Consider the following 21,515-nt stretch of genomic DNA (forward strand, 5'->3'; position numbering starts at 1 on the left):
TATGGTCAAGAAAGGTGATCTTGACTGAAAAATGACAACCAAGCTTCTATTGATAAAATTATAATGAGTATCAATAACTAACCGTGCAAAGGTTACAAATACTAACGTTTTGCACGGTTTTTGTACGTTGACGCAGCAAATTCCATTATGTATCGTGCATTTTTCGTTCGATCTAATTGGTTTTTTTGCTGTATGTCTCAAAGTTTATTTTCACGCCGTCAGTTTCTGACTTACGCTGGTGGTACTGCTGTAGTCGCCTCTCTTACTCCTTCTATCGCTTTCGCTTCATACCCGGATCAACCAAGAACGATTAGCATGAACAATCTTCACACTGGTGAACGATTAGAGACTTGTTATTTCGATGGCACTAACTATGTTGGTGACGAGATGGCACGCCTTAGCAAACTGTGCCGTGACTTCCGCCGCAATGAGATTCATCCAATGGATAAGAACCTGTTTGATCAGATCACTCAGATTCAAAATGTACTGGGTATTCAAAAAGAAGTTCAAATCATCTCTGGCTACCGCTCTCCAGCAACCAACGAAGCGTTGCGCTCTAAGTCGAGTGGTGTCGCTAAAAAGAGCTATCACATGCTTGGTAAAGCGATCGATTTTCGTATCGATGGTGTTGATTTAAAGGAACTGAGAGACGTAGCTAAAAGTCTGCAAGCAGGTGGTGTTGGTTATTACGCTCGTAGTAACTTCATCCACATTGATACTGGTCCAGTTCGCAGCTGGTAGAGCTAAGCTGAGTTATTGAGTGATACGGTAGGCACTTGTCAAAGTAGACATCCAATGTCATAGTTTGCCCAAATTTCAGTTTGTTCTAATAATTCGGTTTATTGCTGCTCAGTTTGTTGCTGTTTAGTTTGTTATTGTTGGGTTTGTTGCCAATAACATAGCGATATTCGAGTTGTTCACCAGATTCGCTCTTTAAGGTTTGTATATGTCTCTTAAGTATCAAGTTGTACCTGTTACCTCTTTTTCTCAGAACTGCTCGATTGTGTGGTGTGATGAAACCATGGAAGGCATCGTTGTCGATCCGGGCGGTGATGTTCAACAACTCGCGGCTATCATTGAAGAACTCGGTGTTAAGGTTGTGAACTTGGTACTGACGCACGGTCACTTAGATCATGTTGGCGGTACGGTACCACTTGCTGAGATCTTGAAGGTTGAAATTGTGGGCCCGCATAAGGCAGACAACTTCTGGCTACAAGGTCTAGAGAATCAAAGTCAGATGTTTGGTTTCCCACTGTGTAAAGCTTTTGAACCAAACACTTGGTTAGAAGAGGGCGACAAAGTCACTTTTGGTAATCAAGTGATTGATGTGATTCACACGCCGGGCCACACGCCAGGTCACGTTGTACTGTTCAGTGAGCAAGCTCGTTTAGCGTTTGTGGGTGATGTGTTGTTTAACGGCGCAATTGGCCGTACTGACTTCCCACAAGGTGACTTCAATACGCTTATCGCTTCAATCAAGACTAAGCTTTGGCCACTAGGCAGTGACGTAACATTCGTTCCGGGCCATGGTCCTGAATCGACATTTGGTCGCGAGCGTGCATCAAACCCGTTCGTCGCAGATGAAATGCCTCTGTACTAATTAAATCTTTGATTTTCCAACCGATTATTTGTGTCGATTGATTGAAAATGAAGCTTAGCTTTTGTCCTGAAAGCTAAGCTTTTTTATTGTGTGTGAACTTACTGGTAAACCTTAATCAGAAAGACGTTCAGCGGCAGCCAAGTAGCGTCGAGCCAGCCCCACAAACTCTTCTCCACTCATATTCAAATCATGGGTTGATATGAAAATGTCATAACCGTGGAAGCCCCTTTGATATTTCATTCTGTTGGCAAGCATCGCCTGCAATCCAGAATAGTTTTTAATCACCGCGTTTGGACTGTTTGTCTCATTCGGTGAATCAAGGTTGTCCTGTGATTGGTTATCGTTGAAATTTACGTTGTCGGTATTCTGCGACTCTTTGTATTGGCTTAGTTCGACACAGCCACTTTCAGTACAACGCGCATGGTAATGCGATGAGTCGAGAACCATATCCTCAAAGTTGGACTCTTTGCCTGCTTGTTTGGCTCCTAAGTACAAAAGTGCTCGTTGGCTGAGCAATAATTCACAAGTTATTTTAGGGCAAATCGAATCGAGGTAGGGCGAGTAATCTTTTACTTTAATTCCGACCCAGGGCAGAGGTTGATGCCAACCATCTTGTTCATAAGTGCAAAGACCAATTTTTTGGATGTTACTCCATTTTAAAACCCAACCCCCTTTGTAAAAGTGCTGCTGAAAATGAGTCGGGGTAAGTGTGAACATCACTCGGCTGCGCAGCATCAAATAGTAGCCAGTTCCCAGAAGCGCAATACTGCAAAAAGCACCCACGATCAGTAACTTTGGATTGTCACTGTAGAGCGAAACGATCAAGCAAATGAAGCCTAAAATAATGGCGAGGATACGGTACGAGCGAGTGAATGAAGGCAAAGAGAAATTACTAAGGTGACGAGTGTCCATAGGTAACACCAAGTTTTCATATTTTTGTCTGGATGGATAACCAGTGTATATGACCCTGAATTGATAAGTCGATGTTTAAATAATAGACGCTAGTAGACAATATCGGTATTTTTCGTCGACTTTCGACGCTTCACTCTACAAATAGCTCCTGTTTTTTGGTATAAATCGCGCTTCAAATTTTCACCACTGCGAAAAGAGCAGTGAACTGGAGAAATATTCAATGAGACTTGCTCATAAGCGTAAGGTGCAGGCTAAACTGCAGAAACGCACTAAAGCGGCTGTAGTTAAAGCAGTGGCAACGCCGAAAAAAGCGAAGCCTGTCGCAGAGAAAGTTGTAGCAGAAAAAACTGTAGCAGCAAAACCAGCGGTAGAGAAAGCAGTAGCAGCAACTAAAGAAGTTGCAGTAGCACTGACTCCTAAGCAACAACAAGTTCTAGACATCGTTGTTAGCAATGCTGAAGGCATTAACCCTAAAGGTATCGGCCTAGAAGCTGGTCAAGAAGACGCGAAAGCAGCTTCATGGGCAACAGGCGCATTGAAAAAACTTCTTGAAGAAAACCTAGTAGCGAAAGAGCAGCTAGCAGGTAACAAGGTTATCTACAAAGCTATCTAATCCTGTGGGATTACATTCGCTTCGTTAAGTTTTTAAGCCTCGATTTTCGAGGCTTTTTTGTATCTGGCACATTATGCCAAGTCCGAGCCCAAATCCAAGCCTAAACCTAGGCTCTATAATCTCAATTCCAATTCGATATACGGCTTAACTGATTAGTGTTGTCTCGTGTCAGAGCTTCGAATCAGCAAGCACTAAATTAGGGCGTTAGCTAGGTAGATCAAGAGAGCAAAGCCTTGATTTTTTTCCCTAAAATACAGCAATGAATAGAGCTTCATCACGAAATGGCAATCAATTGTTAAGAGTATTTAATTATTAATACTTAGGTATTTATCAATACGCATTGTCTTGGTGAATATCCAAACTCCTTTGAAATCGACACTATTCAATCATCTCCTACGTAGTTCTACTTAATCCTTTGGTCTAATACGTAACTTTGTTAACGCCATGCGTGCGTGCTCTCCCTGATATCTTGTTGCCTCATCACGGTGCACTCTTATGTTGAATCATAAAAAATGCTCATAGAAAGAGTGTTAACCCAACAAAGGACGTGAACATGAGTCTCATTTCTAACTCCCTCACACGAGTTTTTAAAAACGTTGCAGTAACTGCTGCGGCTTGTTTAGCTTTGGTCGCTACTGGTGCTACAGCCGCTGATAAGGTTTACCGTTTAAAACTTGCGGAAACTTGGGGACCAAACTTCCCAGTTTTCGGTGATGCAACCAAAAACATGGCGGCGATGGCTGAGAAGATGTCGAATGGTCGACTGCAAATCAGAATCGATTCAGCAAACAAACACAAAGCACCTCTTGGCGTTTTTGACATGGTTAAGTCTGGTCAATACGACATGGGTCACTCAGGCTCTTACTACTGGAAAGGTAAAGTTCCAAACACTCTTTACTTCACTTCTATGCCTTTCGGTATGACGCCAGCAGAACAATACGCGTGGTTCTATCACGGTGGTGGTATGGAGTTAATGGAGCAGGTTTACTCTCCACATAACTTGATGTCTTTCCCTGGTGGTAACACGGATATCCAGATGGGGGGTTGGTTTCAAAAAGAGATCAACAGCGTTGAAGATCTACAAGGTCTGAAAATGCGAATCCCGGGCTTTGCAGGCGAGATTCTTGCTGAGCTAGGTGCTAAACCGACGAACATTGCCCCAGGTGAACTTTACACGTCTCTAGAGCGTCGCACGATTGATGCACTAGAGTGGGTAGGTCCATCGCTGGATTTACGAATGGGCTTCCACAAAATCGCGCCTTACTACTACACAGGTTGGCACGAGCCGGGTTCAGAGCTTCAATTCCTAGTGAACAAGCGTACATGGAACAAGCTGCCTGAAGACCTACAAGAAATCTTACGTGTTGCAATGCGTACTGCGGCTTACGACATGTACACACAAGCAACGCACGAAAGTGGTAAGAACTGGGTTTCAATGAAGACAGAATACCCAGATGTACAAGTGAAAGATTTCCCACCAGAGGTTATGTCTGCTCTGAAAGAAGCGAACGATCGCCTACTGGCTGCACATGCTGAGAAAGATGAGCTAGCAAAAGAGATTCAAGCTTCACAAGCAAGCTACCTAGAGCAAGTACGTTCATGGACGGATATTTCACATAGAGCTTATCTAAATAGCCAAGCGAAATAATCGACAGTTGTTGAACTGAATCTAAATGAACCCGAAGCTTTTCTTATTGAGTATTTAAGAGTGAATAAGCCGAGGGTTCATTTAAAACATAATAACTAAGCAGGATAAATCCTGTATTACGCTCAAGAACCTTTTCTACGTCCTACAGCTCGTTACCTCAGCTGCGCGATGTCTTTTCAAATTCCATGGAGTCGGGAATGCGAAGTCTAATTTATATTGAACGCCTGTTTAATCGTATCGGTGACGCACTGGGATGGCTTTCCAGTATGTTGTTTATTTTACTTATCGCCAACGTCGTGTATGACGTTGTCATGAGATATGCCTTCAACGATGTCTCTATTGCCTTCCAAGAGATGGAATGGCACCTTTTCTCCGCCGTTTTCCTACTCGGTGTTCCTTATGCCATCAAGGCTGGTGGCCATGTTCGAGTTGACGTGTTCTATGAGCAACTGAGCTTTAAAGCACAAGCGATTATTGACCTGCTTGGCACGCTTATCTTTCTACTTCCGTTTTGCCTGCTGGTGGCTTGGTTTGGTATCGATGTTGCCAAAGAGAGTTATGAACTGGGTGAAACCTCAGGTGACCCGGGTGGCCTGCCGTATCGCTGGATCATCAAAGCTATGATCCCGCTGTCATTCTTTTTGATGGCACTCAGTGGCGTAGGTTTGATCCTGCATTCACTGAATAAGATTTTTAATCCGCATCTTATCCATGCAAACAATATTCATACAAAAAACAAGTAGAGGCTGAACATGATTGGAATAGTAATGTTTTTCGTAGCCTTGTTTGCGCTTTTACTTGGCTTCCCAGTGGCGTTTACCTTTGGTGGTATCGCGTTAATCTTTGGTGTTTGGGCTGAGGGCATTGAAATGTTTGCCTTCATGCCATATCGAATTCAATCCATTATGGAAAACACGGTTCTGATGGCCGTTCCATTGTTTGTTTTTATGGGGCTCGTTCTACAAAAGACCAAGCTTGCTGAGCAGTTGCTTGAGTCTATGGGGCGACTGTTTGGCGGCGTTCGTGGTGGTATCGCGATTTCAACCGTATTAGTAGGTTCACTACTTGCGGCTTCTACTGGCGTGGTTGGTGCTTCTGTTGTTGCTATGGGACTTATCTCCCTACCTGTAATGCTCAAGTACAATTACGACAAAGGCTTAGCCTGCGGCACTATTTGTGCGTCTGGTACGCTAGGGCAGATCATTCCACCCTCCATCGTATTGATTCTATTGGGTGATGTTCTAGGTGTTCCTGTAGGCGACTTGTTCCAAGCGGCGATTTGGCCGGGCGTGATGCTGGTCGGCGCGTACATCGTTTATATCTTGATATACGCAAAGCTACACCCTGAAGCGGCTCAACCTATTGAACGTGATGACTCCATCAGCCGTAAGCAGGAAGTGTTTAATGCACTGAAAGCGATTCTTCCGCCTCTAGCGTTAATCATTGTTGTACTGGGCTCTATCTTCGCAGGTGTTGCTACGCCAACAGAGTCAGCCGCATTAGGTGGCGCGGGTGCGATGATACTTGCACTGCTTTACGGTCAATTTAGTTGGTCGATGGTGTACGAGGCGTCGAAAGAGACGGTGAAAGTAACGGCGATGGTATTTGCTATCTTGTTGGGTGCAACGGCATTCTCAATGGCGTTTACCTACACTGGTGGCGACTATCTGGTTGAAGAGTGGATGCTACAACTGCCAGGTGAAAAATGGGGCTTCCTGATCATTACCATGCTGGTGATTCTGATTCTGGGTTTCTTCATCGACTTCGTAGAGATCTGTTTCATCATCGTGCCGATCATTGCGCCAGTTGCTGAACTGATGGGCATCAACATGACATGGTTCGCTATCCTTATTGCGATGAACCTACAAACTTCCTTCTTAACGCCGCCATTTGGTTTTAGTTTGTTCTATTTAAAAGGCGTAGCACCTAAAGGCGTGACGACTAAGGACATCTACCGAGGTGTGATGCCGTTCATTCTGATTCAAATCCTCGTACTTGGATCACTTCTCGCTTTCCCATCTTTCTATGGAATGTGAGTGAAGCCAAGAATGTGAATGATATGTTTCAACGGCTATCTATAAATTGCTAAAGTAAAACGGCTTATTGATGTTCAGTAAGCCGTTTTTTGTGAGGGAAAGGAATGCCTCTAAAAGCCAAGCTGATTTTGCTGACGTTGCTCCCGTTGCTGCTGGTAACGGCGAGTATTAGTTGGATCTCGCTGCACCAGACTAAGACGTTAGGCGCTAAAGAAGTCGAGATCTTTAGAGACAGCCTAATCAAGTCGCGTGAAAACGCCCTCAAAGACACGGTTGATCTCGCGTTCGACGCCATAGAACACGTCTATAACGATCCAAATATCCAAGAAGCCCAAGCCAAAAAAAAAGTTCGAACCATATTGTCTAAACTTAGATATGGCTCTGATGGGTACTTCTTCGCATACGATCGCCTCGGGACCAACTTGGTTCATCCAATTCAGCCAGAATTGATAGGCCAAAACCTACTCCAACTGCAAGATGAAGATGGCGATTTTCTGATAGAGGCTCTGTTAAGAGAAGCGCAAACCGGAGGCGGGTTTCACCAGTATTTGTGGCAAAAACCGTCGACGGGTGAGGTGGTGTCTAAGCTGAGCTACGCCGCTTGGTTAGAGCGTTGGGACTGGATGATTGGCACCGGCTTGTATATTGAAGACGTACACCAAGAAGTGGCTTCGATGCAGGCTGCGATAAATAAGAATATTGAAACCACGTTCTTTTCGATTGTGGTGATTTTGAGCGTAACGGTCGCGGTCATCATCGTGCTGACCTTGGCTATTAACATGCATGAACATCGGATTGCTGATAACAACTTAAAGGAGCTGGCGCATAAGACGGTGATGTTCCAAGAAGACGAGAAGAAGCATCTAGCGCGTGAGTTGCATGATGGTATTAACCAATTATTAGTGTCGAGTCGTTGCCATTTGGAACTGCTCGGTAATAAGCTACAAAATGAAGACCTTAAAGCACATTTGAATAAGTCGCAGCATTCACTGATGCGAGCGATCGAAGAAGTGAGGCACATCTCGCATCAACTTCGTCCAAGTTCATTGGATGACATAGGCTTAGAAGCGGCATTGTCTTCATTACTGTTAGATTTTCAGGCGCACTCGGGCATAGAAGTCGAGACCATGTTTGCTACTCAACCTGGTAAGTTAAAATCAGAGGCGGCGACGACCCTATATCGAGTCGTGCAAGAGTCGCTGAATAATATAGAAAAACATGCACAAGCGACCAAAGTAACGGTTATCGCTCAGCAAATTGGTAATGTGTTGCAACTACTGATTCAAGATAACGGTGTCGGTTTCAACACCTATAAAGCGATGGAAAAACGAGGGATCGGGCTGCGTAACATGAGAGAGCGAGTGGAGTTCATCGGTGGTGACTTTGAATTGATGAGTGAGATTGGCCTCGGAACGGAAATTACAGTGTTACTGACACTAGAGGGATTAATGAATGAGTGAAGTTATTCGAGTTGTGATTGCTGATGATCACCAAGTGGTACTGGATGGCTTTATGGCGAGATTGGAACTCGAGCCAGATATTAGCGTGATAGGTACGGCCAGCAATGGACTAGAAGCGGTAGAGGTCGTTAAGTCTCTGCGCCCTGATGTGGTGTTGATGGATATCAGCATGCCTATCATGAATGGCATTGATGCCACCCATCTGATTAAAGAAGAAGACCCAGAAGCCAAGGTCCTGATGCTGACCATGCATAACAACCGTGAATACATCATGAAGGTGATGCAGTCGGGTGCTGTCGGTTACATGTTGAAAGAGATTTCGGCTGAAAAAATGGTACAGGCAATCAAAACGGTCAATCAAGGATCGACCTATTTCTGTGAAAAAGTCACGCAGAATTTGTTTACTCAGCCGATTACTCCCACGCCATCTGTCAAGAATCCATTGAGCAGACGTGAAGAGGCTGTGCTGAAATTAGTCGCAAAAGGGGAGAGCAGTAAAGAGGTCGCAAAGGCGCTGAATATCAGCTATCGAACGGTAGAAACCCATAGGCAAAATATTAAGCATAAGCTCGATATTCACTCTACGGCAGAGCTTGCTAAATATGCGGTCAGCTCCGGGCTTGTGGACTGATCTTACGCTAAATAACGTTAAATGTGTAATTTACGCCTCCTTTATGGAGGTTTTTTTAGTATTTTTGCGACAGGTTGATATTCTTCTTTTCGAAATTTAAGCGCCGAATGCAATGTTGCAAACTGTGCGCTGCAAATTAGAGAGGAAGCATGGAGCCTGTAAAAGATAGGTATAGTATTGAAAATACCGATTATACAGTAGGACAAGATAACGTTCAGAAATGGGGTTTTGATGTTCATAACCCAGTATTTGGAATCAGTGCAGGGGCGATCATTATCTTCCTGTTGGCACTTCTAGTCGCAGACCCTGAAACCGCAAAAGCGGCGCTTGATGGAATCAAATGGAAAGTCATTGGTAACTTCGATGGTTTCTTCATGTGGGCAGCAAACATCTTCGTAATTTTCTGTTTTGCCCTCATTGTCTCCCCGTATGGCAAGATACGTATTGGTGGCAATGATGCCAAAGCAGAGCACTCAAACCTATCTTGGATGTCGATGTTATTCGCCGCAGGAATGGGTATTGGCTTAATGTTCTGGGGTGTTGCTGAGCCAGTAGCTTACTTCACTGGCTGGTATGAAACACCACTAGGTGTTGAAGCTTACTCTCCTGAAGCGGCGAAGTTGGCTCTTGGTGCAACCATCTACAACTGGGGTCTGCACGGTTGGGCGATTTACGCGGTTGTTGCTCTAGCGCTTGCCTGCTTCACCTTCAATAAAGGTTTACCTCTATCAATCCGCTCTATTTTCTACCCTATCTTGGGTGATAGAACTTGGGGTTGGTTTGGTCATATTGTTGATATCGTCGCTGTGCTTGCAACGCTATTTGGCCTTGCAACTTCATTGGGCTTAGGTGCTCAACAAGCAACAAGTGGTATTAACCATGTATTTGGTACCGATGGCGGTATTGGCATGCAGCTGATTGTTATCGCTGTGGTTACTTTCTTAGCGACAATGTCCGTGGTTCGTGGCATCAACGGCGGCGTAAAAGTGCTAAGTAACGTGAATATGCTGGTGGCTTTAGGCTTGCTGATCTTTGTTACGATTGCAGGTGGCATGGCGGGTATTAAAGCAATCCCAACCGCGCTAATGGGCTACATTGAAAACTTCATTCCTTTAAGTAATCCTCATGGGCGTGATGATGAAACGTGGATGCAAGGTTGGACGGTATTCTACTGGGCATGGTGGATGTCTTGGTCACCATTCGTAGGCATGTTCATCGCTCGTATCTCTAAAGGTCGAACGATTCGTGAATTTATCGTTGCTGTATTGTTCATCCCAACGACAGTAATCATCATCTGGATGGCTATTTTCGGTGGCATCGCGATTGATCAAGTGGCGAACAAGGTGGGCGAGATTGGTGTGAATGGTCTGCAAGATATTACACTTTCTCTTTTCCATACTTACGATGCTCTGCCAATGAGCTCTGTGCTTTCAGTGGTATCGATTGGTTTGATTATGGTGTTCTTTATCACCTCTTCTGATTCAGGCTCATTGGTTATCGATAGCATTACCTCTGGCGGTAAAGTGGATGCACCGGTTCCACAACGTGTATTTTGGGCGTTGATGGGCGGCGCGATTGCAGCGGTTCTACTATGGGTTGGTGGTACGGAATCTATTCAAGCACTGCAAGCTGGAACGGTATCGATGGCGCTACCATTTGCCTTCATATTATTGCTTATGTGCCTAAGCTTATTACTCGGTTTACGAACTGAAAATCAATTGGTTAAGCACCAAAATGCTTTGAGTTAAAAGTATTTTTGATAAAAAGGTCGACAGGGTCGACCTTTTTTTCGTCATAAACTTGAGTAATTACGTGAATATTGTTTGAAATTCCATCGAGCCGATTCTAGTTTACTGAAAACAACAAGTTAACCTGCTAAACTTCAGACATCCAAGTATTTGAATTATTGTGACAACAGCTTGTACTACTTGGATCGTAGGTTCGAGTTTGTAATTAAGTCGCAGGTAAGTAAGGAATACGAGGTCAATAGACCCTAATAGAATTCCGTAGAGAGGGATGATGACTAAAGGTATAGATAAATACAGTATCGACAGTACGGATTACACTGTCGGTCAAGATAACGTCCAAAAATGGGGTTTTGATGTTCATAACCCAGTATTTGGTATTAGTGCGGGACTTATCGCTTTGTTCCTGATCGGTGTTCTTATTACAGATACCGCTTCAGCAAAGGCTGCGCTAGATGGCGTTAAAGGCCAGATTATCAATTCGTTTGATTGGCTTTTCATCTGGTCGGGTAATATTTTCGTAATTTTCTGCTTAGGTTTGATTGTTTCTCCGTACGGCAAAATCCGCCTTGGTGGTGTTGATGCGACGGCAGATTACTCATTCTTCTCTTGGCTATCGATGCTGTTTGCCGCAGGTATGGGTATCGGCTTGATGTTCTGGAGTGTGGCAGAGCCAGCGGCTTACTTCACGGGTTGGTTTGAAACTCCGTTAGGTGTTGAACCAAACACACCAGAAGCTGCAAAACTGGCATTGGGCGCAACCATGTATCACTGGGGTCTACACCCTTGGGCGATTTATGGCGTAGTAGCACTGTCACTTGCGTTTTTCTCTTACAACAAGGGATTGCCTCTTTCTATCCGTTCTATCTTTTACCCAATTTTAGGTGATAGAGCTTGGGGCTGGGCAGGTCACATTGTTGATATTCTTGCTGTACTTGCAACGCTATTTGGTCTGGCGACATCGTTAGGTCTTGGTGCACAACAAGCGGCAAGTGGTATTCAGCATGTATTCGGCATTGAAGCGGGCTTAGGTCTGCAAGTTATTGTGATTACAGCGGTGACTTTATTGGCGGTAGTATCAGTACTTCGTGGTATTGATGGTGGCGTTAAAGTTATCAGTAACATCAACATGTTGGTGGCTTTCCTACTGCTTATCTTAGTGGCTCTAATCGGCTACGCGGTGACTTTAGGTTCTATCCCAACGACATTGATGGCATACATTGAAAACATCATTCCGTTGAGTAACCCTCACGGTCGTGAAGATGAAACGTGGATGCACGGTTGGACTGTATTCTACTGGGCTTGGTGGATCTCATGGTCTCCATTCGTAGGTATGTTTATCGCACGTGTTTCTAAAGGTCGTACCGTTCGTGAGTTCATCACAGCAGTACTGATTGTACCGACTACAGTGACTATCATTTGGATGTCAGTATTCGGTGGCATGGCGATTGACCAAATCGTGAATAACGTTGGTATTCTTGGTCAAGACGGCCTAACAGATGTATCACTAGCAATGTTCCAAATGTTTGATGCACTGCCGTTCGGGACTCTGCTTTCAATCATTGCGGTTGTATTGGTTCTAGTCTTCTTCATTACATCGTCTGACTCAGGCTCTCTAGTAATCGACAGCATCACCGCGGGTGGTAAAGTTGATACGCCTGTGCCTCAACGTGTGTTCTGGGCGTTCCTAGAAGGTGCGATTGCTGTGGCTCTATTGTGGGTTGGTGGTACTGAAGCAGTACAAGCTCTACAAGCGGGTGCAATCTCGACGGCATTACCATTTACCATCATTCTATTACTGATGTGTGTGAGCTTGCTAATGGGTATGCGTACAGAAAAACGCTAGGCTTTTTAAGCTGAAATCTACTGCAATTTATACGCAGTAGAACGGTAAATAATATGAAGGCAGAAGAGGAAACTCTTCTGCCTTTTTTGTTTCCTCTTTACCGTGTTTTCTTGTCTCTTTTAAGCATGTGAAGTGCGATAAAAATGTTAATAACCGTAGAGACAACACAGCCTTAAATTTGGCGATAAGCCAAGGATTTGACATTACTTAAGCTTATGGTTTGCTTAAAATTATATTCCAATATTAAATTGTGAAATCGCTCGAATTTAATACTAATATTGGGTAGTATGCGCGAGATTTCCCACCACTCGTGAAACTTTGACATGAAACTAACACTAAAGCAGAAGTTGATAGGCGCTAGCCTATCTGCTGTTGTCGTTATGGCTACAGCGTTGACTTGGTTGTCAGCAAACCAATTATTTGAACAGACTCGTAATGGCGTATACCTACGAGCTGAAAGCGTATCTGAAGCAGCATCTGAAGGTATTAAAAACTGGATTGATATCCGTACTGATATCGCATCAGCATTTAATGACTTTTCACGAGAGGATGATGTTGTTCCTTTCCTTAGACAAGCTCGTGTAGCGGGTGGCTTTGACGATATCTTTTTAGGTACTCCAGAAGGTGGAATGTACCGTTCACATCCTGAACGTAATCGTGCAGATTACGATCCTCGTCAACGTCCTTGGTACCAAGAAGCAAACGCTGCAGGTAAGCAAATCATTACTACGGCTTACCAAGATGCAATCACCAAAGCACTTCTAGTAACGATCGCAGAACCTGTTCGCCACAATGGCCAACTTGTTGGTGTTGTTGGTGCAGACGTACTGATCGACCAGTTGGTTAACGATGTAATCAGCCTTGATGTTGGTGACAACGCTTACGCAATGCTAATTGATGCCTCTGACGGCACATTCCTAGCACACCCAGATTCAGCACTAAGCTTGAAGCCGGTAAGCCAGCTTTCAAACGATATCTCTATGCTTATCATCGAAAACGCAGTGCGTACGGGTAGCATCGAGATCATCAAAGAGCGCGGCGCAGACAAGCTGCTTTACTTCACGAAGGTGCCTAACACTAACTGGATCTTCGCGGTTCAGATGGACAAAGCAACAGAAGAAGCGAACCACTCAACGCTACTTACTCAGCTGATCATCACTGCTGTCATTATTACGCTCATCGTAATCGTACTTGTGTCTTGGTTAGTAAGCTTCCTATTCCGCGACCTAAACCGCGTTTCAGCAGCACTTGAAGAAATTGCTTCAGGTGAGGGCGATCTTACTCAACGCCTTGAGCCTAAGAGCGACGACGAAATTGGTCAGCTTGCAGCAAACTTCAACCGTTTTGTGGGCAACATGCACACCATGGTGATCAAGCTAAGCGAAGTATCTGCTGCGCTGGGCAACCAAGCGCGTCAAACGGCTTCTCAAGCTGAAGAACGTAGTGCTCGTATCCAAATGCAACAAGACGAGATCAACATGGTAGCAACAGCCGTTAACGAAATGGCTGCAGCAACACAAGAGATCGCAGGTAACGCAGACCATACTGCACAGAACTCATCTGAAGCGGTTGGCGCGTGTGAGCACGGTACTGGTCAAGTGACACAGACTCAAAGCTCTATCCAAAACCTGGCTCAAGAAGTTCAAATCGCAACCAACGTGATTCTAGAACTTGAAGAGCACGGCAACAGCATCAACGCTATCTTGTCTAACATTCAAGGTATTGCAGAACAAACAAACCTACTTGCACTTAACGCCGCTATTGAAGCAGCACGTGCCGGTGAGCAAGGTCGTGGTTTCGCAGTAGTAGCGGATGAAGTTCGAGTTCTGAGCCAACGTACACACGGTTCAACGCAAGAAATTCAACAAACGATTGAGTTGCTGCAAGGTACAACAGGCAAAGCGGTTAACATCATGAACGATAGCCGTACTCTTGCTGAAACCAGTGTTGATGACGCGAACTCAGCGGCTGCAAGCCTAACGCAAATCCATGCTGCTGTTGAACGCATCAGCGACATGGCAACACAGATTGCTTCTGCTGCAGAAGAGCAAGCGTCAGTAACGTCTGAGATTACTCGTAACACTGAAGGAATCCGTGACGTATCTAACGAGCTAGCAGACGAAGCACACCAAGCTGCAGAGCAAGCCGCTCAACTTTCTGAGCTGTCTCACGAGCTAGAAAGCGAAATCAGCCGCTTCAAGCTTTAAGCACTAACTCGTAATTTAAAAGCCGAATGTGATTATCACATTCGGCTTTTTTGTGCGTGCTAGTTAGAGTTATGAATCCCTAACTAGTTATTCGGATAGCCAGGGAATTTCGCTTTAAGGTTGGCACGAGTAGGGAAGTACTGCTCCATAAATTTAACCATCGCAGGGTCGTTCGCTTGTCGTTTTTAAGCTGTTTGGGTATTGGCATCAAGGTCAGTACTTATTGTAAGTGACTGGCCAAGTTTGATTGGAGAAGGGTGTAGTTCAGGAGAATCACAGACACAAAAAAGCCCGAGCATAAACTCGGGCCTTGAATAGTTTTCTTTATAGCTTAAGGGGAAGCTAGATTGCCTGACGAAGTTGGAAATAACGTCCTGCTTCGTTTAACAGTTTCTCATGAGAGCCGTTTTCAACAATCTCGCCTTGTTCAATCAGAACGATCGAATCCATCGACTCTAGACCAATCAAACGGTGCGTAATGAAGATAACCGTCTTGCCTTCAAAGTGCTTCTCGAACAGCGTCATGATGCTGTGTTCTGTTTGCTTATCTAAGCCTTCTGTTGGCTCATCTAGAAGCAGGATAGGGGCATCATGAAGAATCGCGCGTGCGATACCAATACGGCGCTTCTCACCCCCAGACAGTTGACGACCACCGTCACCTAACCAGCTATCAAGTGCATTATTCTCAAGCAGCTTTTCTAGGCCAACATCTCTTAGGATATTTGCTAAGTGATCATCGGTCGCTTCTGGTCTTGCAATCAACAAGTTGTCACGCAAAGTACCATTTAGAATGTCGACACGTTGGCTTACTACACTGATTGATTCACGAAGCTGCGATTCGTTCCACTGCGTCAGTTCAATACCCGCGATTGATATGTAGCCCTTTTTAGGATCCCAGTAGCGAGTCAGAAGCTGAATCAGAGTCGATTTACCAGAACCCGTTTGACCAACAATCGCAACCTTGTGCGTGGCAGGGATCGTTAGGTCAACAGCGTTCAGAACACTGCGCTCAGAGTCAGGGTAGTTGAACGTCACGTTTGAGAACGTAATATCAAGCGGCTTGTTGATGTCGAGTTTCTCTTCAGAAAACTGAACTTCAGGCTCCGACAAAATAACTTCGTTCAAGCGACGTGCTGAAGACAGAGTTTGACCTAAATGCTGGAACGCACCTGCAATTGGCATTAATAGCTCGAAGCTTGCCATGGTTGCGAATGCCATTAGCGCGATGAACGGGTCTGGTGCATTACCACCCACACCGTCAGCCGCAAGCCAAAGCATAAGAACAAGTGTCAAACCGTTGAACAGCATCAGTGCTGCTGACGCCATACCGGTTAGGTTGGCATTCACAAACTGATTCGCCATCAGCTTCTGTTGTGTCTCTAGAATCGCATTACGGTAACGTTCTTCCGCACCAAACAGAGTCAGTTCACTGTAGCCTTCAATCCAATCTAACGTAGTCACACGAAGATCAGCTTTGTTCTGTGTCAGTTCACCACCGTTACGTTTACCCAATTTGTAGAACAAGATTGGCCAAACCAACAGCATGATCAGAAGGATAGAACCCAAGACCAAACCAAGCGAACTATCGAACCACATCAAGAACAGAGTCAGGAAGAAGATCCCGAACACACCCACCGTCACTGGGCTTACTAAACGTAAGTACACGTGGTCCATGGCGTCGACATCGGCAACCAAACGGTTCAGTAGGTCGGCATCACGAAGGTTTGAAATACGACCTGGGATCAGCGGAGCCAGCTTCTTAAAGAAGAAGATACGCAGATCAGTTAACAATTTGAATGTTGCATTGTGGCTGACAACACGTTCACCCCAACGACCCGCAGTACGGCTCATTGCCAAACCACGTACACCACCACCCGGTAGCATGTAGTTGAAGGTTTCACGTGCAATCGTAAGGCCTGCAACCGCAGAAGCTGAAATGAACCAGCCTGATAGCGTTAACAAGCCAATAGAAGCCGACAGAGTAGCAAAAGCCAATAGCATGCCTAGCGATAGGCCAAACCAATGCTTTTTATAGAGTTTCAGGTAAGGCAGTAAATCACGCATCTAAATTACCCTTATTATCTTGTTGAGCTAAGTTCGCGTTCAGCATCTCTTCAAACAAACCACCCGCAGTCGAAAGCTGAGAGTAATGACCTTGTTCAACCAGACCACCATCGCGCATAACCAGAATGTTATCGACCGATTGAAGCGGGGCAAGTTGATGCGTCACAAGCAGGGCAGTGCGGCTTTCGATGTTGCTATTGATGCCTTTCATTACCAACTGTTCGCTACGAGTATCTAGGCTGGCAGTGGGTTCATCGAGCAACCAGAACTGACCGTCTTGGATCATTGCGCGAGCCAGAGCCAAACGCTGAGATTGACCCACAGACAGACCGCCAGAGCGATCAGAAATCATGTAATCCAAGCCGTGCTCATTTACGAATTCGTTAGCAAAAGACTGCTCAAGTGCGTTCTCGACAACTTGGTCAGTGATATCGTGCTTACCTAGAGTGACGTTGTCACGAATTGTGCCGTGCAGTAGCAACGGGTTTTGACCAACCCAGCTAATGGTTTTACGCCAAGAGGCTAAGTCTAGGTCACGCAGTTCAATGCCATTGATTTTCAAGCTTCCTTCATAAGGCATGAAACCAAGAATAGCGTTGATCAAACTTGTTTTACCTGCACCACTTGGGCCAACTAACGCAGTCGATTGGCGAGTGTTAAGCGCGAACGAGATAGGACCAACCAGTTGAACACCTTCAGGGCTCAATACTTTCAGATCTTGAGCTTCAATATTGATGCCTTGAGCCGGGTCTAACTGAGTGTCGCCTGATTTAACTTTAGTGATGTCTGTTTCTAGGAACTCGACAATACTTTCCGCTGCGCCAACCGCTTGTTGTTTCGCATGGTAGAAAGTACCTAAATCACGCAGAGGTTGGTAAAACTCTGGCGCCAAGATAAGGATAAACAAACCTGCGAATAGCGTAATGCCAACGCCGTAGTGGCCGAAGTTAAGCTCGCCGATGTAAGTGAAACCAAAGTAAACCGCCGTCATCGCAATCGAGATAGACGTGAAGAACTCAAGTACTGCAGACGACAAGAAAGCGATCTTCAATACATCCATGGTGCGCGTTCTGAACACCTCAGATGCACCTTTCAATACTTCTGTTTCAGCGTTTGTGCGGTCAAATAGACGGATGGTTGTCATTGACTGCAAACGGTCGTAAAAGTGACCAGAAAGACGTTGCAGTGCTTTGAAGTTTTTACGGTTTGCATCGGCTGCTTTCATACCAACAAGTGCCATGAACATCGGCACCAGTGGAGCAGTAATCAAGAAGATCAGTCCTGCTGCCCAGTTAACTGGGAACACCACAACCAAAATAATGAATGGAATCATTACCGACAGAGACATCTGAGGTAAGTAACGAGAGAAGAAGTCTTGCATGTCTTCTACTTGTTCTAGCAACAGCGTTGCCCACGTACCGGCAGGTTTACCTTTAATGTAAGCAGGGCCTAACTCACGTAATTTATCTAGGATGAGTTGCCTAATGTAAACACGGATTTGTTCACCACAGCGATAACCTGCGATCTCACGACCCCATGTACAGCCCGCACGGCCAACGACCGAAAGTGCCAAGCCAGCAAAATGACCAACCAGTTCAGACTTATCGACATTCTCGATGATCAGCTGGTGAAGAATAGAGGCGAGAAGAGCTGCTTGAGCAATTAAAAACACGCTTGAAAGTACGCCAAGGCTAATCGCAATCATAAGCCAGCGTTTCGCTAACTTACTTTGTTGCTTAAGCCACTTGTTCAAGCTGCGTTGTTTTTTCTTATCCATTATGAAGGCTTAATGATAATTATTATTTGTTGAGGGCGGCTAGTATACAAAAGAAAGCCCAGTGGATATACCACTGGGCTCTAGGGATTTACAACAAAATGTGATGACGCCCTGCATCTACTGAGGCGAGAGCACCGATAATCAAATCTGCAATCTCATATTTACTTATCGTTAAGGCCATCTAGGAAGCGTTCAGCATCCAGTGCAGCCATACAACCTGTACCAGCAGAAGTGATTGCTTGGCGGTAGTTGTGGTCCATTACATCACCTGCAGCGAACACGCCAGGGATGCTGGTTTGTGTTGCGTTACCTTCAAGACCAGACTGAACGATGATGTAGTCATCTTTCATGTCGACTTGGCCTTTGAAGATTTCAGTGTTTGGTTGGTGACCGATAGCAATGAATGCGCCCATTACCTCGATGTCTTCCGTTTTATCAGACTGAGTATCTTTAATACGAACGCCGGTTACGCCCATGTCGTCGCCTAGAACTTCGTCTAGCGTGCGGTCAGTGTGAAGAACAATGTTGCCGTTCTCTACTTTGTCCATTAAACGTTTCACTAGGATCTTTTCAGCGCGGAACGTGTCACGGCGGTGAACTAGGTGAACTTCAGATGCAATGTTAGACAGGTAAAGTGCTTCTTCAACAGCGGTGTTACCACCACCAACAACCGCTACTTTCTGGTTGCGGTAGAAGAAACCGTCACACGTTGCACAAGCAGAAACGCCGCGGCCTTTGAATGCTTCTTCAGAATCTAAACCTAGGTACTTAGCCGATGCGCCCGTTGAGATGATCAACGCATCACACGTGTACTCGCCAGAATCGCCTTTAAGACGGAAAGGGCGGTTTGAAAGGTCGACTTCGTTAATGTGGTCGAACAGGATCTCTGTTTCAAAGCGCTCTGCGTGCTCTTTCATGCGATCCATTAAAGCTGGACCCGTTAAACCTTCAGGATCACCCGGCCAATTTTCCACTTCTGTTGTGGTTGTAAGCTGACCACCTTGCTGCATACCGGTAACAAGTACAGGGTTTAGGTTTGCACGAGCAGCGTAAACTGCAGCTGTATAGCCAGCAGGGCCAGAACCAAGAATCAATAAATTACAGTGCTTTACGTCGCTCATGAGGACTCCGAAATTGAAATTGTTTTTATTTATAATCGCTTAGGATTGTATGGAAAATATGGAGGCAATAAAAGTGTAAACAAGGGCTGAAGTGTAATTAATCGTTATACGTTAGAACTTAATGGAGACAAACGTTTTCCTGGCTGGAAGAGTCAGTGAGAACTTCCCAAGGTTTAACGTGTGGTGGGGAGGTCAGCACTATCGCTAGTTAGGGGCCTTCAAAAGCTAGTGGAGGAGTGAGCATGTTATAGTGCTCAGAGAGTATGTAGGCTTTGAAGTTTATAATTAAGAGTACAAAAAACACTCGAACTCGAGGGTTCGGGCAACTTTTGGGGTTGGAAAGTCGCTTACAGAAGCGTCTAGCCCTATTGGTTCAGGACAGTTAAACAAAAGTGCTTTAAATACACAAGGCGTAGAGAAAGGCCAACCATAAACCAAACCGATCAGAGCTTTAATTTCGAGTGATAACTTGTGGCCAAAAAGCCGAACTAACTAAGTAGAACGACTCTTTGATATTGACTCTTGGTTATCAAAATTACATGTTGGTTTGATTGTGACCTACCGCTAATTCCGAGGTGATCTTGTCCATCATGTCATAAACTGGACCTTGGACACCCATTGAATCAGCTTCGAGGGATGACTTTAAAACCGTTTCACCGGTATTACTATCAATAAGGTGCAATCTCATATACGACAGATGGTTACCTAGGTCCCAATAATATCTATAAGTAAACTTGGCGATATAAGTTCGCTTCTGGTTTGTTGAATTGCCATTCCAAATTAATGCCGTACTACTGAGAAGCGCCTGAACGCTATCTATTGTTTCTTGTGGTGTCTCAACGCCATTTTGCAACAAAAATCCTGTGGCAATGTTCGGAGATACAGCGAAGTTTAAGCCTTGAGGTAGCGAACCGATTCTATTAGCCATCGCGACTGTATTTGCCGTGCTGACGACTACACCTACCGCTTCAAAGTCGGTATTTGTTACAGGTCCTCCTGAGTTCCCTGGAGAGATCGGGGCCGTAATTTGTATGTTGCTAGTGTTACCATCAAATCCATACAAACTGCTTATATTACCCGTTGTCAGTCTTGCATAATCGCCCAGCATAGAAGAGAGCGGGTAACCCGATACGTAAATACTATTTCCAACTTCAGCTGTAGCGAATTTTATTGATTTCAAATCACCGCTGTCTGCCTTGAGGAGGGCTAGATCATTATGTTCATCAGTAGCAATAACAGTAGCCGGAATGTTCTTACCTGCATAACTGATAGTAATGTCATCTAAATCCTTTATTACATGGTAATTGGTGAGCCATTTGTTTTCAGCCACCAAGAAACCGCTACCAGTGCCTGATTGCGCAAAATGCTTGCCGCCATGACCAAGTTCTGATGAGATTTGTTTATCTTCTAAATACTTCAAGATAACCGGACCAACACCAAGTCGATCCTCAACCGCGTCACTTTCAATCACAACATGAATGTTATTGTTACCTACAGCAGTGTTATCCACAATGGCTACTTGCGATGACACACACCCCATTAAAGACAAAGACACCATACATAACAAAAGTAACTTTTTCACGAACATCTCCAAAACAAAAAAGGGGCAGAATTCTACCATTAACCTCATGGTTGTTTGATTGATCATTCGTTTCAAAATGCTACGAAAAAGCTCGAAGTAGCTAGATAGTGTATTAGAAAAACAACGGGTAGGAATTAGCACATCAGTGCCGGAATCTACATTTTTAAAGCACTTTATTATCAAGCTCTCTAGGTTAACTCAAATACGAGTCTTAACTGATACTAGGAGAACACACCACAAACTGAATTGGAATTGAGAAAGGCGTAACCTTAA

16 protein-coding genes are annotated in these 21,515 nt (G+C 44.8%); 11 read left to right on the forward strand and 5 right to left on the reverse strand.

What is annotated here, in order from left to right:
• The first annotated feature begins 192 nt into the window (after positions 1-192).
• Both AB4493_RS17235 and AB4493_RS17240 read left to right on the forward strand, forming a co-directional pair.
• The gene (locus AB4493_RS17235; RefSeq protein ID WP_017060953.1) at positions 193-741 is read left to right on the forward strand and encodes a YcbK family protein; all 549 of its coding nucleotides are present in this window, start codon (positions 193-195) and stop codon (positions 739-741) included.
• A gap of 205 nt (positions 742-946) precedes the next feature.
• Positions 947-1,600: an MBL fold metallo-hydrolase gene (locus tag AB4493_RS17240; RefSeq protein WP_017060954.1), complete on the forward strand. Its 654-nt coding sequence runs from the start codon at positions 947-949 to the stop codon at positions 1,598-1,600.
• Positions 1,601-1,711: 111 nt separating this feature from the next.
• On the opposite strand, the gene AB4493_RS17245 is transcribed toward AB4493_RS17240, so the two are convergent.
• Positions 1,712-2,512, reverse strand: a complete 801-nt coding sequence (locus tag AB4493_RS17245; protein ID WP_017060955.1) for a DUF2982 domain-containing protein — start codon at positions 2,510-2,512, stop codon at positions 1,712-1,714.
• 220 nt (positions 2,513-2,732) lie between these two features.
• Between AB4493_RS17245 and AB4493_RS17250 the strand changes: the two genes are divergently transcribed.
• The 9 genes from AB4493_RS17250 to AB4493_RS17290 all read left to right on the forward strand — a co-directional run bounded on the left by AB4493_RS17250 (position 2,733) and on the right by AB4493_RS17290 (position 14,698).
• Positions 2,733-3,125, forward strand: a complete 393-nt coding sequence (locus AB4493_RS17250) for a hypothetical protein (RefSeq protein WP_017060956.1) — start codon at positions 2,733-2,735, stop codon at positions 3,123-3,125.
• A gap of 553 nt (positions 3,126-3,678) precedes the next feature.
• Positions 3,679-4,773 (forward strand): TRAP transporter substrate-binding protein, encoded by a 1,095-nt coding sequence (locus tag AB4493_RS17255; protein WP_017060957.1) that lies wholly within the window; start codon positions 3,679-3,681, stop codon positions 4,771-4,773.
• A gap of 197 nt (positions 4,774-4,970) precedes the next feature.
• Positions 4,971-5,516 carry a TRAP transporter small permease subunit gene (locus tag AB4493_RS17260; RefSeq protein ID WP_017060958.1) on the forward strand — a complete coding sequence of 182 codons (546 nt, stop codon included), beginning with the start codon at positions 4,971-4,973 and terminating at the stop codon, positions 5,514-5,516.
• A gap of 9 nt (positions 5,517-5,525) precedes the next feature.
• The gene (locus AB4493_RS17265; protein ID WP_029235146.1) at positions 5,526-6,809 is read left to right on the forward strand and encodes a TRAP transporter large permease subunit; all 1,284 of its coding nucleotides are present in this window, start codon (positions 5,526-5,528) and stop codon (positions 6,807-6,809) included.
• A 104-nt stretch (positions 6,810-6,913) separates the two neighbouring features.
• The gene (locus AB4493_RS17270; protein ID WP_017063573.1) at positions 6,914-8,269 is read left to right on the forward strand and encodes a cache domain-containing protein; all 1,356 of its coding nucleotides are present in this window, start codon (positions 6,914-6,916) and stop codon (positions 8,267-8,269) included.
• Positions 8,262-8,900 (forward strand): response regulator transcription factor, encoded by a 639-nt coding sequence (locus AB4493_RS17275; RefSeq protein ID WP_017060961.1) that lies wholly within the window; start codon positions 8,262-8,264, stop codon positions 8,898-8,900. Before AB4493_RS17270 ends, AB4493_RS17275 begins: the two co-directional genes overlap by 8 nt.
• 149 nt (positions 8,901-9,049) lie before the next feature.
• Positions 9,050-10,648: a BCCT family transporter gene (locus AB4493_RS17280; protein ID WP_372155505.1), complete on the forward strand. Its 1,599-nt coding sequence runs from the start codon at positions 9,050-9,052 to the stop codon at positions 10,646-10,648.
• Between the two features lie 271 nt (positions 10,649-10,919).
• Complete coding sequence (locus AB4493_RS17285) at positions 10,920-12,491, forward strand: BCCT family transporter (protein WP_017060963.1); 1,572 nt, start codon at positions 10,920-10,922, stop codon at positions 12,489-12,491.
• A 323-nt stretch (positions 12,492-12,814) separates the two neighbouring features.
• Positions 12,815-14,698, forward strand: a complete 1,884-nt coding sequence (locus tag AB4493_RS17290) for a methyl-accepting chemotaxis protein (RefSeq protein WP_372155506.1) — start codon at positions 12,815-12,817, stop codon at positions 14,696-14,698.
• A 342-nt stretch (positions 14,699-15,040) separates the two neighbouring features.
• Here the strand turns inward: AB4493_RS17290 and cydC are convergent, their stop codons facing one another.
• The 4 genes from cydC to AB4493_RS17310 form a co-directional block, all read right to left on the reverse strand.
• Positions 15,041-16,762, reverse strand: a complete 1,722-nt coding sequence (cydC, locus tag AB4493_RS17295) for a heme ABC transporter ATP-binding protein/permease CydC (protein WP_372155507.1) — start codon at positions 16,760-16,762, stop codon at positions 15,041-15,043.
• Positions 16,755-18,539, reverse strand: a complete 1,785-nt coding sequence (gene cydD, locus AB4493_RS17300) for a heme ABC transporter permease/ATP-binding protein CydD (RefSeq protein ID WP_017059751.1) — start codon at positions 18,537-18,539, stop codon at positions 16,755-16,757. The genes cydC and cydD overlap by 8 nt, the downstream gene beginning before the upstream one ends.
• Positions 18,540-18,700: 161 nt before the next feature.
• Complete coding sequence (trxB, locus tag AB4493_RS17305) at positions 18,701-19,660, reverse strand: thioredoxin-disulfide reductase (protein WP_012603688.1); 960 nt, start codon at positions 19,658-19,660, stop codon at positions 18,701-18,703.
• A gap of 535 nt (positions 19,661-20,195) precedes the next feature.
• A complete protein-coding gene (locus AB4493_RS17310; RefSeq protein WP_372155508.1) occupies positions 20,196-21,242 on the reverse strand; it encodes a S1C family serine protease in 1,047 nt (348 codons plus the stop codon).
• Positions 21,243-21,515: the final 273 nt, after the last annotated feature.

Source organism: Vibrio sp. 10N.222.55.A1 (assembly GCF_041473835.1).
GTDB lineage: Bacteria > Pseudomonadota > Gammaproteobacteria > Enterobacterales > Vibrionaceae > Vibrio > Vibrio crassostreae_C.